This window comes from Bradyrhizobium sp. 132 (genome assembly GCF_023074185.1).
Lineage (GTDB): Bacteria > Pseudomonadota > Alphaproteobacteria > Rhizobiales > Xanthobacteraceae > Bradyrhizobium.
The window spans coordinates 61,557-73,896 of sequence record NZ_JADPKY010000078.1; the positions used below are offsets into that span (position 1 = coordinate 61,557).

A 12,340-nucleotide genomic window follows, 5' to 3' on the forward strand; every position below is an offset into this window, starting at 1 on the left:
GACTGTCGATATGGAATGCAGGGCAGATTTGACGACGATGCGAACCTCAATGGTCCGCGCCCTGTCGTTTTCGGCTGCCGTTGCGCTCGCGCTCAACCCGGTGCTGACCCCCGCGGTCGCTGCCGACTATCGCCCTGCGGCGCAGGCCGCGGCCGACGGTCAGATGAACGCGCGTTTCCTCTCGCTGGGCATCGGCAAGTCGATCGTGATCGACCTGCCGCGCGACATCAAGGACGTGCTGGTCGCTGATCCCAAGATCGCCAATGCGGTCGTTCGCTCGGCGCAACGCGCCTACATCATCGGCGCCGCGATCGGCCAGACCAACATCGTGTTCTTCGATTCCGCCGGCCAGCAGATCGCGGCCTATGACATCGCGGTCAAGCGCGACCTCAACGGCGTGCGCGCCGCGCTGAAGCAGGTCCTGCCCAATTCAGACATCCAGATCGACGGGCTAGGTGACGGCATCATCCTGACCGGCTCGGCGGCGAACCCGGCCGAAGCCCAGCAGGCCAACGATCTCGCCTCGCGCCTCGCGGGCGGCCCTGAGAAGGTCGTGAACTCGATCGTGGTCCGTGGCCGCGACCAGGTCATGTTGAAGGTGACGGTCGCGGAAGTCGCGCGCAGCATTGTCAAGCAGCTCGGCATCGACCTCACGGCCAACCTCAACTACGGCACCTCGGTCGTCAGCTTCACCAACGCCAATCCGTTCACGGCGCTCGGCCACAACCTCGTCGACGGCAACAACCTGACCACCAAGTTCGGCGCGACCCCGTCGGTGCAGGCCACCCTGCGTGCGATGGAAACCGCGGGCGTGATCCGGACGCTGGCCGAACCGAACCTGACCGCGATCTCCGGTGAATCGGCAACTTTCATCGCCGGCGGTGAATTCCCGGTGCCTGCGGGCTATGCGTGCGACCCAACCACGCATGTCTGTACCACCCAGATCAGCTTCAAGAAGTTCGGCATCTCGCTCAACTTCACCCCGGTCGTTCTCAGCGAGGGCAAGATCAGCCTGCGGGTGATGACCGAGGTCTCTGAGCTCTCAAACGAAAATGCGATCACGCTGTCCCAGGCCGTGACCTCGACGTCGGTCAACTCGCTGACGGTGCCCTCGATCAAGACCCGCCGCGCCGAGACCTCGCTGGAAATTCCCTCCGGCGGCGCGATGGCGATGGCCGGCCTGATCCAGCAGCAGACCAAGCAGGCGGTCAGCGGACTGCCGGGCCTGATGCAGCTTCCGATCCTCGGCACGCTGTTCCGCAGCCGCGACTTCGTCAACAACGCGACCGAGCTGGTCGTGATCGTGACGCCCTATATCGTTCGCGCCGTTGCGCAAAAGGACCTGTCGCGGCCGGATGATGGCTTCTCCGCGCCTGCGGATCCGCAGGCCGAGCTGCTCGGCAACATCAACCGCATCTACGGTGTGCCCGGCCGGACCGAACCGGCCAAAAGCTACCGCGGCACCTACGGCTTCATCACCGACTGAGGCGGAACGGGGACTTCATGAAGATCACAAGACCACCCCAGCTTCGCAGTCGCGCCATCCGCCTCGGTGGCGCGCTCGTCGGCATGGCGCTCGCCCTTGGCGGCTGCCAGCACGACGAAGCGGTCACGGGCTCGATTCCCGACGACTACAAGCAGCGCCATCCGATCGCGATCGAGGAGCAGAACCGCTCCATCGTCGTTTTCGTCGGCCATGCCCGCGGCGGATTGACCGCCGCCCAGCGCGCCGACGTGATGGGCGTCGCGTCGGCCTGGCTGCACGAAGGCACCGGCGCCATCCGGATCGACGTGCCGTCCGGCACGCCCAACGCGCGTCCAGTCGCGGAGACAATGCGTGAAATCCAGGCGATGCTGTCGGCAGCGGGCGTTCCGCCGCGCGGCGTCAACGCGCGTCCTTACCAGCCGGAAGACAAGCGTTTCCTGCCGCCGATCCGGCTCACCTATTCCAAGATCGCCGCGGTCGCAGGTCCCTGCGGCCTGTGGCCGGAGGACATCGGCCCCTCAATGAAGAACAAGAGCTGGTTCGAGAACAAGGACTATTACAATTATGGCTGCGCCTATCAGCGCAACCTCGCGGCGATGGTCGACAATCCATCGGATCTCGAGCAGCCGCGGCCGGAAACGCCGTCTTACACGGCGCGGCGCACTGCCGCGTTCGAGAAGTATCGCAAGGGATTGGCGACGGGCGTCGCCTATCCTGACGCCGACAAAGCCAAACTCAGCGACACCGGCAGATGATCAACTACGCTCGCCAGCCCCAAGAAGAGCAGTCTGAGGCATCTCTCCCCCCGATCGAGGAGCATATTGCGCCTGCGCCGCGCGTTTCCGTGCAGGCGTTCTGCGAGACCGTGGAAACGGCGGCCGCCGTGCAGTCGGCTGGCGAGGATCGCCGTCTCGGCAAGGCCCATCTTAAGATTCAGATGGGCGGTATGGCGGCTGCGGTCGAAGCCTACCGCTCGGCGCCCACGCCGAACGTGATCGTGCTCGAAAGTGACGGCCGCAGCGACATCCTGGGCGGGCTCGACCATCTCGCGACCGTCTGCGACGCCGGCACCCGCGTGGTCGTGATCGGCCGCATCAACGACGTCACGCTCTACCGCGAGCTGGTGCGCCGCGGCGTCAGCGACTACGTGCTTGCGCCAGTCGGCCCGATCGACGTCGTGCGCTCGATCTGCAACTTGTTCTCGGCGCCGGAAGCCAAGGCGGTCGGCCGTATCATCGCCGTGGTCGGCGCCAAGGGCGGCGTCGGCGCTTCGACCATCTCTCACAACGTTGCCTGGGCGATCGCACGCGATCTCGCGATGGACGCGGTCGTCGCCGACCTCGACCTCGCCTTCGGCACCGCCGGGCTCGACTACAACCAGGACCCGCCGCAGGGCATTGCCGACGCCGTGTTCTCGCCCGATCGCGTCGATACCGCCTTCATTGACCGCCTGCTGTCGAAATGCACCGACCACCTCAGCCTGCTGGCGGCGCCGGCGACGCTCGACCGGGTCTATGATTTCGGCACCGACGCCTTCGATGCCGTGTTCGACACGCTGCGCTCCACCATGCCCTGCATCGTGCTCGACGTCCCGCACCAATGGTCGGGCTGGACCAAGCGCGCCTTGATCGGAGCGGACGACATCCTGATCGTAGCAGCGCCCGACCTCGCCAATTTACGCAACACCAAGAACCTGTTCGATCTCCTGAAGGCCGCGCGGCCCAACGACAGACCGCCGCTCTACTGCCTGAACCAGGTCGGCGTCCCGAAACGGCCTGAAATCGCCGCGGCGGAGTTCGCCAAGGCGATCGAGAGCCAGCCGGTCGTCTCGATCCCGTTCGAGCCGCAGATCTTCGGCTCGGCGGCCAATAATGGCCAGATGATCGCGGAGATCTCGGCCAACCACAAGTCAATCGAGATGTTCCTTCAGATCGCCCAGCGCCTGACCGGCCGCAGCGAGACGAAGAAGCAAAAATCGTCCTTGCTTTCACCCCTGATTGAGAAGTTGCGGGGAAAATAGCCCCGCATGGAGTTGTTAAGTGTTCGGTAAGCGTAGCGGAACAGACACCGATACTCGGGCCCCGAAGCCCGGCGCCGTGGCGTCAGAGCCTGCCCAGGCTTCGGCGCCCGCCGTGTCGCGCGCGCCGCCGCCGCCGGCGGTCGCCTCGCCGCCGCTTGCCCCGGCGAAGCCTGCGCCGACCATGGAAGCCCGCCGCTCGGACAATTACTACGAGGTCAAGGCGACCATCTTCGGCGCGCTGATCGAAGCCATCGACCTCGCCCAGCTCGCCAAGCTCGATTCGGAGTCCGCGCGCGAGGAAATCCGCGACATCGTCAACGAGATCATCGCGATCAAGAACATCGTGATGTCGATCGCCGAGCAGGAAGAGCTGCTCGACGACATCTGCAATGACGTCCTCGGCTACGGTCCGCTGGAGCCGCTGTTGTCGCGCGACGACATCGCCGACATCATGGTCAACGGTGCCAATACCGTCTACATCGAGGTCAACGGCAAGATCCAGCGCACCGGCATCCGCTTCCGCGACAACCAGCAGCTGCTCAACATCTGTCAGCGGATCGTCAGCCAGGTCGGCCGGCGCGTCGACGAATCTTCGCCGATCTGCGACGCGCGGCTGGCCGACGGCTCCCGCGTCAACGCCATCGTACCGCCGCTGTCGATCGACGGCCCCACGCTCACCATCCGCAAATTCAAGAAGGATAAGCTGACGCTCGATCAGCTCGTCAAGTTCGGCGCGATCTCGCCGGAAGGCGCTGAAATCCTCCAGATCATCGGCCGCGTCCGCTGTAACGTGCTGATCTCCGGCGGTACCGGCTCGGGCAAGACCACGCTGCTCAACTGCCTGACCAACTACATTGAGCACGACGAGCGCGTCATTACTTGCGAAGACGCCGCCGAACTCCAGCTCCAGCAGCCGCACGTGGTGCGGCTGGAAACCCGGCCGCCCAACATCGAGGGCGAAGGCCAGGTCACCATGCGCGAGCTCGTTCGCAACTGCCTGCGTATGCGTCCCGAGCGCATCATCGTCGGCGAGGTCCGTGGACCCGAAGCTTTCGACCTGCTTCAGGCCATGAACACCGGCCATGACGGCTCGATGGGCACGCTGCACGCCAACAATCCGCGCGAAGCGCTGTCACGCTGCGAATCCATGATCACGATGGGCGGCTTTTCGCTTCCATCGCGAACAATCCGCGAGATGATTTGCGCCTCGATCGACGTCATCGTCCAGGCCGCGCGTCTGCGCGACGGCTCACGCCGCATCACCCACATCACCGAGGTGATGGGCATGGAAGGCGACACCATCATCACCCAGGACGTCTTCCTCTACGACATGGTCGGCGAGGATGCCAACGGCAAGATCATCGGCCGGCATCGCTCGACCGGCATCGGCCGCCCGAAGTTCTGGGAACGCGCCCGCTATTACGGCGAAGAGAAGCGCCTTGCCGCGGCACTCGACGCCGCAGAAGTGGCGCCCCCGACGTGAGGAAGTCAGCACGGCCATGAACATGCAGGTCCTCGCCCTCGCCTTCCTCGCTACCGCCGCCGTCGGCGGCCTCGCCTGGGTCTTCCTCTATCCAATGCTGTCCGGGGAACGGAAGGCGGAGAGCCGCCGCGCCTCGATCGCGCGCGCCGAGGCGCCCACGGCCCGCGCGGCCGAGAAGACGCAACGCTCGCGTCGCGAGCAGGTCGAGACCTCGCTCAAGGATCTCGAGGCGCGGCGCCAGCAGGAGAAGAGCGTACCGCTCAGTGTTCGCCTGTCGCAGGCCGGCCTCGACTGGGCGCCGCAGAAATTCTGGATCGTGTCCGCCGTCGTGGCGGGCGTGCTGTTCGCAGCCGCCCTGTTCATCGGCGGCGGCCTGCTCGGCGCCGCCGGCCTCGCCTTTGCCGGCGGCCTCGGTCTGCCGCGCTGGGGGCTGGGCTTTCTGAAGAATCGCCGCGAAGCCAAGTTCCTGAAGGCGCTGCCCGACGCCGTCGACGTCATCGTCCGCGGCATCAAGGCGGGCCTGCCGCTGTTCGAATCGATCAAGGTCGTCGCCGCCGACGCGCCCGAGCCGCTGCGCAGCGAGTTTCTGTCCATCATCGAGACCCAGGCGGTCGGCATGCCGCTCGGCGAGGCCTGCACGCGGCTCTACGATCGCATGCCGCTGCCCGAGGCCAACTTCTTCGGCATCGTCATCTCGATCCAGCAAAAGTCGGGCGGAAACCTCTCCGAAGCGCTCGGCAACCTCTCCAAGGTGCTGCGCGACCGCAAGAAGATGAAAGAGAAGATCCAGGCGATGTCGATGGAAGCCAAGGCCTCGGCCGGCATCATCGGCTCGCTGCCGCCGATCGTGATGTTCCTCGTCTATCTCACGACGCCGCAATACATCTCGACGCTTTGGACCCATCCCACAGGCCAGCTCATGCTGGTCGGCTGCGTCGTCTGGATGTCGGTCGGCATCATGGTGATGAAGAAGATGATCAACTTCGACTTCTGATGGTGCCTTATGGTAGAGTTCCTCGTTTCGAAACTTCACGACGTCCACTTCATGACGATGATGCTGGCGGCCGTCGCCGCCAGCGCCACCGTCTATTCGCTGGTGATGCCGCTGTTCGCCGGCGAAGGCCTTGCCAAGCGCATGAAGGCGGTGGCGAACGAACGTGAGCGCATCCGGCAGCGCGAGCGCGAGCGCCTTCACAAGAGCGAAAAGGTCTCGCTGCGCCAGACGCCGAAGCAACTCGTCTCGAAAGTCGTCGATGACTTCAACCTGACCAAATGGCTCGCGCAGGAAGCTGCGCGGGACAAACTCATCATGGCGGGCTATCGCGGCCAGGCGCCCTACATCACTTTCCTGTTCGCCCGCCTGGTGGCCCCGATCGTGTTGTTCGTCGGCTCGGTCGTCTACGTGTTCCTGATCGCGCATATGGAGCAGTCGATGCCGATCAAAATCGGCATCTGCGTCGGTGCGGCCTATCTCGGCCTTCAGGCGCCGATGCTCTTCCTGAGGAACGCGATCTCCAAGCGACAACTCTCGATCAAGCGCGCCTTCCCCGATGCGCTCGACCTGCTCCTCATCTGCATCGAATCCGGCATGTCGGTCGAGATGGCGTTCCGGAAGGTCGCGGTCGAAATCGTGGGCCAGTCGATCGCGCTGTCGGAGGAGTTCACCCTGACCACGGCCGAACTGTCCTATTTGCAGGACCGCAAGGTCGCCTATGAGAACCTCGCGCGCCGCACCGGGCTCGAGGGCGTCAAGTCGGTATGCCTCGCGCTCCAGCAGGCGGAGCGTTACGGCACCCCGCTCGGCCACTCCTTGCGGGTGATGGCGCAGGAAAACCGCGACATGCGCATGAACGAAGCCGAGAAGAAGGCCGCCGCCCTGCCGCCGAAGCTGACGGTGCCGATGATCCTGTTCTTCCTGCCTGTGCTGTTCGTCGTCATTCTCGGACCGACCGGCATCAAGATCTCCGCGATGCAATGACGCAAGACGCGGACCGCGCGGTCCGCGCGGTCCGCGGTTGTCTTCAGCATTGGAAAATCACGTCTGATCAGTCGGGCTGCCCGAGCGAGGCGACCGGAGTCCGCTTCGGGGTCCCGCGCGGGGCGGCGCTGCGGGTCAGCATTTCCTTGAGATAGGCGACATTGGCCGCGGCCTGGTCCGGCGGCAGGTCCGCCTTCACGATGGTCTCGGCTTCGGCGAAGCGGCCCTGGAGACCGACGACCAGACCGAGATTCTGCCGCACCCGCGTGCTTGCGCGCGGCGAGGCGTAGGCCTGTCGCAGCGCGTCTTCGGCCTTCGGCAGGTCTCTTGACAACATGTAGGACAGGCCGAGATTGGAGAGCACGCCGGCATCGCCCGGCGCGATCTTCAGCGCGCTCGCATAATAGGAACGCGCTTCCTCGTGACGACCCATCTGATCGAGCGCGGTACCCTGCACCGAGAGCAGGCGCCAATCCGGATTGTCGGGCGAATGCGCCTTCGACAGCACATCGAAGGCCTGCTGGAAATTTCCGTTGTCGGAGAGCGCGCGACCGTATTGGGCCATCAGCGCCTTGTTGCCGGGATTGGCGATGGTCGCCTGCTCGAGCACGGCGGCGGCCTGGGCGCGCTGGCCGTTGGCGCGCAAGGCCTGGCCGTAGGCGAGCGCCGCCTCGGCGTCCTTGGGATTGGCACGGTAGCGCTCGCCATAGACTTCAGCGGCGCGCGCGGGATCGGTGGGAGCGGCTTCCGCCCGCGGCCCGATCGAGCCCGTGACGTCGGAGAGTTTCGACATGGCCGTGCAGCCGCCGAGGCCTATGGCCACCGCCGCGACCAGCGAGGTAGACGCAAGAAGCCGGGCAAGACTGAACCGTTCGAGACTGAACCGTTGACGCATGACGCTTTGACTCTCGAGCCGATTGATCGAGCCGAACGCGCCAGCAATAGACTGTTAACCCTAACGGCCGGTTAACGCTCCCCGACCCGCCTGTCACTGCGGCGTCTGCGGCGGCACCTTGCCGCCGAGACCCGGATCGAGGCCGAGCGCCTTCGCCTGCTCGTTCAGGTCCCGCAGCAATTGCAGTCGTTGCTGCGCCTCGACCTCGACATCGATGCCCGGGCGCGCCACCCTCGGCAATTCGCGGCGAAGATCGTCGCGATTGACCAGACGCCTCGCGCGGAGCTCGTCGAGCTGAAAATCGTCGATGCCGAGCACATTGGCCGATTGCTCGACCAATCGGCGCAGCACCGATGTCACCACCGACGCCGCCTCGACGTCATGCTTGCACGCAGACCTCGGGAACTTGCTTTCGAGATCGGCCCAGGCGTGAGAGGTGACGAGATAGACGTGGAGCAAATTGGCCCAATCCACCTCCCCGTCGGCATAGAAGGCGCGGCGCAGCAGGAGCCGGCGGGCAAATGCTGTAACCTCATCCAGTTTCAGCGCCGTGCATGCGTCGATCTCGATGGCCGACTGGACGGCCGGGTCACGGAAAAAATCCCGCCCTGCCGGCAGCCTGACGACGCCGTGCGGCAGGTTCGAATCGAGCGGCCTGAAGACTCCGTCGTTGCGTGAGCGTGAGTAGCGGGCGATCGCGAAGCGATATTCCATACGGCCGGCATGGGACATCGGGCCGAAATGGATGACGTTGAAGCCGGCATCGTCACCGGCCCGTCCGGTCGATGACGGACAGGACAAGACGTAGATCGTGCGCCACAATGCTTCACCGCTCTCGCTCGACGTGGCACGCGGATCGGGGATCGAATAACGTGTCAGCCCCTCGACATGCCGGTGCCCGTGCAGAACCAGATCGACGTTGAGCGACGTCGCCGCTTCGAGGAAGGTCGCGGGCGCGGCGAGATACATCAGCGGCTCGTCGGGCACGCCGAGAAATCGCTTCCCCTCTCCGGTTGCCTGCGGTAGCGGATGATGGTGCAGCGCCAGCACACGCACGAGGTTTTCCGCCGGCTCGGCATAATCGGCGCGGCCGGCCGACCCAAGGCTGCCCGCAAGCTCGACGCTCAGCCGCGCGGAATCCGCAACCATGGCGTTATAGGCGCCCTCGTCCAATTTGCCGCTCGCGAGTGTCGTAATGCTGGCGCGGTTGGAATCGAGCAGCACCAGATCGAGGCCGGCCTGGCGGTAGTAGACGCTCTTCGAGGTGCGTGGCAGATGCAGGTAATCATAGACGTCGTGGCGGCCTGCACGCTGGCTCGGGCGCTTCACGTCGTGATTGCCGGCAATCGCCTGGATGTCGGTGAACAGCCCGGTCTGCCGGAAGGACGCAATGACGGCGAGCGCCTCGTCGAGCGCACGCGGCGTCGGGTCGTCCACCAGATCGCCCGTGATCATCAGGATGCGATCGGGAACGTCCGCGAAGTCCGCCATCCTCTCGCGAATTGCGGCATTGAGCGTCTCGATCGTCGCAAGCAGCCGACCCGTCCCGTCCAGATGCAGGTCGGAGATGTGTACAATAACAAACGATCTATCCATCTTGCGCCGCTTGTTTACAAATGCTGCGCCGCCCAAAAGATAAGAGAAATGCCTTCGCCGATCAGGTTCAGTCCGGTTTCAACCCGGGCCGTGATGAGCCAGGTGAGAATAAACTCTCGCTAGGTGCAGAATCGCACGACACAATCTAAAATATTTATCGATAATGCCACAACCGCAGCGCTAGTAAAGCCCTTGCGGCCACGCTCGCGTGAACGGCAGTTCTCCGCATGAGATACGAGCCCGCTGATGGCTTCGCTCGCCCGATCAATATTCGATGGCCATCCGCTTGCGGATTTCGTCGATGCGCTTGTCGAGCGCATCGAACCGCGCGTGAACGGAGCGGTCGTGGAGATAGAAGATGTAACCGCCGGCAAGGAACGCGAAGATCCAATGATGATGCTCGACATAGCCGAAAATCGCCTCGACGGCCTGGCCGATGAATGTGACCACGCTCCACACAAATTCCATTGCATTCCTCCCGGCCGGCTTGGTCGTCGGCCGCCGGATATCTCTTCACTTGACGGCCGTTGCCGGAACGTAGCATGGCCCTCCTGCTGCGAGTAGCGGATCGCCGAATGGTGAGCGCAAAGCTGATTGCAGCGGCGGCGAAACTCTGCGAAATCTCGTCCGTTCGTATGACCCGCTCGATCTGACGATCCGGACCCGCCAAATGCCTTCTGTCTTCGAGACGTCGCCCTCCGCCATCCCGATCACCTTCGTCACCAAGTCGAGCTGGGATCAGGTCGCCGAGACGCTGCCGCCGGCGCAACGCCGGTTCGCCACCGCGAGCGCTTTTACCGCAAAGCCGGGCGGCTACCTCGCGCTGCCAGCGCCCGACGGCACGATCGCGCAAGTGCTGTTCGGCCTCGAGGACGAAGGTGCAAGAGCGCCCGACCTGTTCCGGCCGGGCGCCCTGCCCGGCCTGTTGCCGCCGGGCATCTATCGCTTCGCCAATGCACCGCACGATGCACGGCTCGCCGCAGTCGCCTTCGCGCTCGGCAGTTATCGCTTCGCCCGGTACCGCAAGGCGGACCGCCCCGAGGTCCGCCTCGTGCCGCCCGACGGCGTCGACGCGGCCGAGATCAACCGCATGGCGGACGCTGCGACGCTGGCGCGCGACCTCATCAACACGCCGGCCAATGACATGGGGCCGGAGGAGCTGGCCACAGCCGCGCAAGATCTCGCCGCCGAATTCGGTGCAGACTTTGCCTGCACCATCGGTGAGGACTTGAAGACGAATTTTCCGCTCATCCACGCCGTCGGCATGGCCTCGGACCGCGCGCCACGGCTGATCGACATCGGCTGGGGCGACCCGGCTCATCCCAAGGTGACGCTGGTCGGCAAGGGCGTCTGCTTCGACACCGGCGGGCTCGATTTGAAGCCATCGAGCGGCATGCTGATCATGAAGAAGGACATGGGCGGCGCCGCCAACGTGCTGGCGCTGGCGCGCATGGTGATGGATGCGAAGCTCAAGGTCCGGCTGCGCGTGCTGATTCCGGCCGTGGAGAACGCGGTCTCGAGCAACGCCTTCCGCCCGCTCGACATCTTCACCTCGCGCAAGGGCATCACGGTCGAGATCGGCAATACCGACGCAGAGGGCCGCCTCGTGCTCGCCGACGCGCTGGCGCTGGCCGACGAAGAAAAGCCGGACCTGCTGATCGATCTCGGCACGTTGACGGGAGCGGCACGCGTCGCGCTGGGGCCTGATTTACCGCCCTTTTACACCAATGATGAGACGCTTGCCGCCGACGTCGCGCGATGTGCGGTGAAGGAGAACGATCCGTTGTGGCGCATGCCGCTGTGGCCGCCTTACGATGCGTGGCTGGACTCCAAGACGGCCACCATCACCAACGCACCGTCCGGCGGCTTTGCCGGCTCGATCATTTGCGCGCTGTTCCTGCAACGGTTCGTCGAGCAGGCCAGGAGCTGGCTGCATGTGGACATCTACGGTTGGACGCCGTCGGCGAAGCCCGCGCGCCCCGAGGGCGGCGAATGCCAGGCCGCGCGCGCGATCTACACATTGCTGAGCGAGCGTTATGCATGATCCGCGACTGACACCAATGCGGGGCGACCTCGCCGCGAAATATCTCGAAGGCAAGGTGAAGGCCGATCGCTTCGTCACGGGCGAGGAATACGAGATAGTCGAGGCGATCGCCCCCGTGCGCGAGCAACCGTCGTCGAACGCGATGCTGATGACACAAGCGCTACGCGGCGAACGCGTCACGGTCTACGATCGCGATGGCGAAGGCTGGGCCTGGGGTCAGCTTTCCGGTGATGGCTATGTCGGCTGGCTGCCGGATGCAGCGCTCATGAAGCCCTCGTCCGCCCCGACCCACATGGTCGGCGCGCTACGAACCTTTGCCTTCCCCGGTCCCTCGATCAAGCTGTCCCCGGCAGACACGCTGGTGATGGGATCGAAGATCGCGGTCGCGCGCGAGGACGGCAGCTTCGCTGTGACGCGCGACGGACAATATCTGCCCAAGGCCCATCTCGCCCCGCTTGGTCATCGCGAGCCAGATTTCGTCACAGTCGCCGAGCGTTTCGTCGGCACGCCCTATCTCTGGGGCGGCAAAAGCAGTTTTGGCATCGATTGCTCCGGTCTCGTCCAGGTCTCGCTGACATCGGCGGGCATCGGCTGCCCGCGCGACAGCGACATGCAGCAGGCCGGGATCGGCCGCGCGCTGGAGCCGCATGAGCTGAGCAAGCTGCAACGCGGTGATCTCATCTTCTGGAAGGGTCATGTCGCCATCGTCCGCGATGGCGCCACCATGGTCCACGCCAATGCGCATCACATGGCAACGGTGATCGAGCCGATCGAGCCGGCAATCGCAAGGATCAAGCAAGCCGGCAGCGAGATCACCGCGATCAAGCGGCTCTGACGG

Annotated in this window: 11 protein-coding genes; 8 read left to right on the forward strand and 3 right to left on the reverse strand. The window is 64.8% G+C overall.

Features of this window, described 5'->3' with window-relative positions; genetic code table 11:
- The first annotated feature begins 10 nt into the window (after nucleotides 1–10).
- Genes IVA74_RS12920 through IVA74_RS12945 form a run of 6 tightly spaced genes read left to right on the forward strand, consistent with a single transcriptional unit; the run spans nucleotide 11 to nucleotide 6,967 of the window.
- Nucleotides 11–1,486, forward strand: a complete 1,476-nt coding sequence (locus tag IVA74_RS12920) for a type II and III secretion system protein family protein (RefSeq protein ID WP_247344340.1) — start codon at nucleotides 11–13, stop codon at nucleotides 1,484–1,486.
- A 17-nt stretch (nucleotides 1,487–1,503) separates the two neighbouring features.
- Complete coding sequence (locus tag IVA74_RS12925) at nucleotides 1,504–2,241, forward strand: CpaD family pilus assembly protein (protein WP_247343843.1); 738 nt, start codon at nucleotides 1,504–1,506, stop codon at nucleotides 2,239–2,241.
- Nucleotides 2,238–3,506 carry an AAA family ATPase gene (locus tag IVA74_RS12930; RefSeq protein ID WP_247343845.1) on the forward strand — a complete coding sequence of 423 codons (1,269 nt, stop codon included), beginning with the start codon at nucleotides 2,238–2,240 and terminating at the stop codon, nucleotides 3,504–3,506. Before IVA74_RS12925 ends, IVA74_RS12930 begins: the two co-directional genes overlap by 4 nt.
- A 19-nt stretch (nucleotides 3,507–3,525) precedes the next feature.
- A complete protein-coding gene (locus IVA74_RS12935) occupies nucleotides 3,526–4,989 on the forward strand; it encodes a CpaF family protein (protein ID WP_247343848.1) in 1,464 nt (487 codons plus the stop codon).
- A 16-nt stretch (nucleotides 4,990–5,005) separates the two neighbouring features.
- A complete protein-coding gene (locus IVA74_RS12940) occupies nucleotides 5,006–5,983 on the forward strand; it encodes a type II secretion system F family protein (RefSeq protein WP_247343851.1) in 978 nt (325 codons plus the stop codon).
- A 9-nt stretch (nucleotides 5,984–5,992) separates the two neighbouring features.
- Nucleotides 5,993–6,967, forward strand: coding sequence for a type II secretion system F family protein (locus IVA74_RS12945; protein ID WP_247343853.1), 975 nt, complete (start codon nucleotides 5,993–5,995; stop codon nucleotides 6,965–6,967).
- 67 nt (nucleotides 6,968–7,034) lie between these two features.
- Here IVA74_RS12945 and IVA74_RS12950 read toward each other — a convergent pair whose 3' ends face one another.
- The 3 genes from IVA74_RS12950 to IVA74_RS12960 all read right to left on the reverse strand — a co-directional run bounded on the left by IVA74_RS12950 (nucleotide 7,035) and on the right by IVA74_RS12960 (nucleotide 9,926).
- Nucleotides 7,035–7,862, reverse strand: a complete 828-nt coding sequence (locus IVA74_RS12950; RefSeq protein WP_247343856.1) for a tetratricopeptide repeat protein — start codon at nucleotides 7,860–7,862, stop codon at nucleotides 7,035–7,037.
- 93 nt (nucleotides 7,863–7,955) lie between these two features.
- Entirely contained in the window at nucleotides 7,956–9,458 is a 1,503-nt protein-coding gene (locus tag IVA74_RS12955; protein WP_247343859.1) for a metallophosphoesterase, read from the reverse strand.
- 264 nt (nucleotides 9,459–9,722) lie between these two features.
- Nucleotides 9,723–9,926: a hypothetical protein gene (locus tag IVA74_RS12960; protein ID WP_247343862.1), complete on the reverse strand. Its 204-nt coding sequence runs from the start codon at nucleotides 9,924–9,926 to the stop codon at nucleotides 9,723–9,725.
- Between the two features lie 202 nt (nucleotides 9,927–10,128).
- Here IVA74_RS12960 and IVA74_RS12965 point away from each other — a divergent pair, with 202 nt between their 5' ends.
- Together IVA74_RS12965 and IVA74_RS12970 are read left to right on the forward strand one after the other, a co-directional pair.
- Nucleotides 10,129–11,502 (forward strand): leucyl aminopeptidase family protein, encoded by a 1,374-nt coding sequence (locus IVA74_RS12965; RefSeq protein ID WP_247343865.1) that lies wholly within the window; start codon nucleotides 10,129–10,131, stop codon nucleotides 11,500–11,502.
- Entirely contained in the window at nucleotides 11,495–12,337 is an 843-nt protein-coding gene (locus IVA74_RS12970) for a C40 family peptidase (protein ID WP_247343867.1), read from the forward strand. Before IVA74_RS12965 ends, IVA74_RS12970 begins: the two co-directional genes overlap by 8 nt.
- Nucleotides 12,338–12,340: the final 3 nt, after the last annotated feature.

Excerpts from the sequence above, each read along its gene's own strand:
- IVA74_RS12955 (WP_247343859.1), bottom strand. The coding sequence starts at position 9,458 with ATGGATAGATCGTTTGTTATTGTACACATCTCCGACCTGCATCTGGAC.
- IVA74_RS12940 (WP_247343851.1), top strand. The coding sequence starts at position 5,006 with ATGAACATGCAGGTCCTCGCCCTCGCCTTCCTCGCTACCGCCGCCGTC.
- IVA74_RS12960 (WP_247343862.1), bottom strand. The coding sequence starts at position 9,926 with ATGGAATTTGTGTGGAGCGTGGTCACATTCATCGGCCAGGCCGTCGAG.
- IVA74_RS12970 (WP_247343867.1), top strand. The coding sequence starts at position 11,495 with ATGCATGATCCGCGACTGACACCAATGCGGGGCGACCTCGCCGCGAAA.
- IVA74_RS12945 (WP_247343853.1), top strand. The coding sequence starts at position 5,993 with ATGGTAGAGTTCCTCGTTTCGAAACTTCACGACGTCCACTTCATGACG.
- IVA74_RS12965 (WP_247343865.1), top strand. The coding sequence starts at position 10,129 with ATGCCTTCTGTCTTCGAGACGTCGCCCTCCGCCATCCCGATCACCTTC.
- IVA74_RS12950 (WP_247343856.1), bottom strand. The coding sequence starts at position 7,862 with ATGCGTCAACGGTTCAGTCTCGAACGGTTCAGTCTTGCCCGGCTTCTT.
- IVA74_RS12925 (WP_247343843.1), top strand. The coding sequence starts at position 1,504 with ATGAAGATCACAAGACCACCCCAGCTTCGCAGTCGCGCCATCCGCCTC.
- IVA74_RS12930 (WP_247343845.1), top strand. The coding sequence starts at position 2,238 with ATGATCAACTACGCTCGCCAGCCCCAAGAAGAGCAGTCTGAGGCATCT.
- IVA74_RS12920 (WP_247344340.1), top strand. The coding sequence starts at position 11 with ATGGAATGCAGGGCAGATTTGACGACGATGCGAACCTCAATGGTCCGC.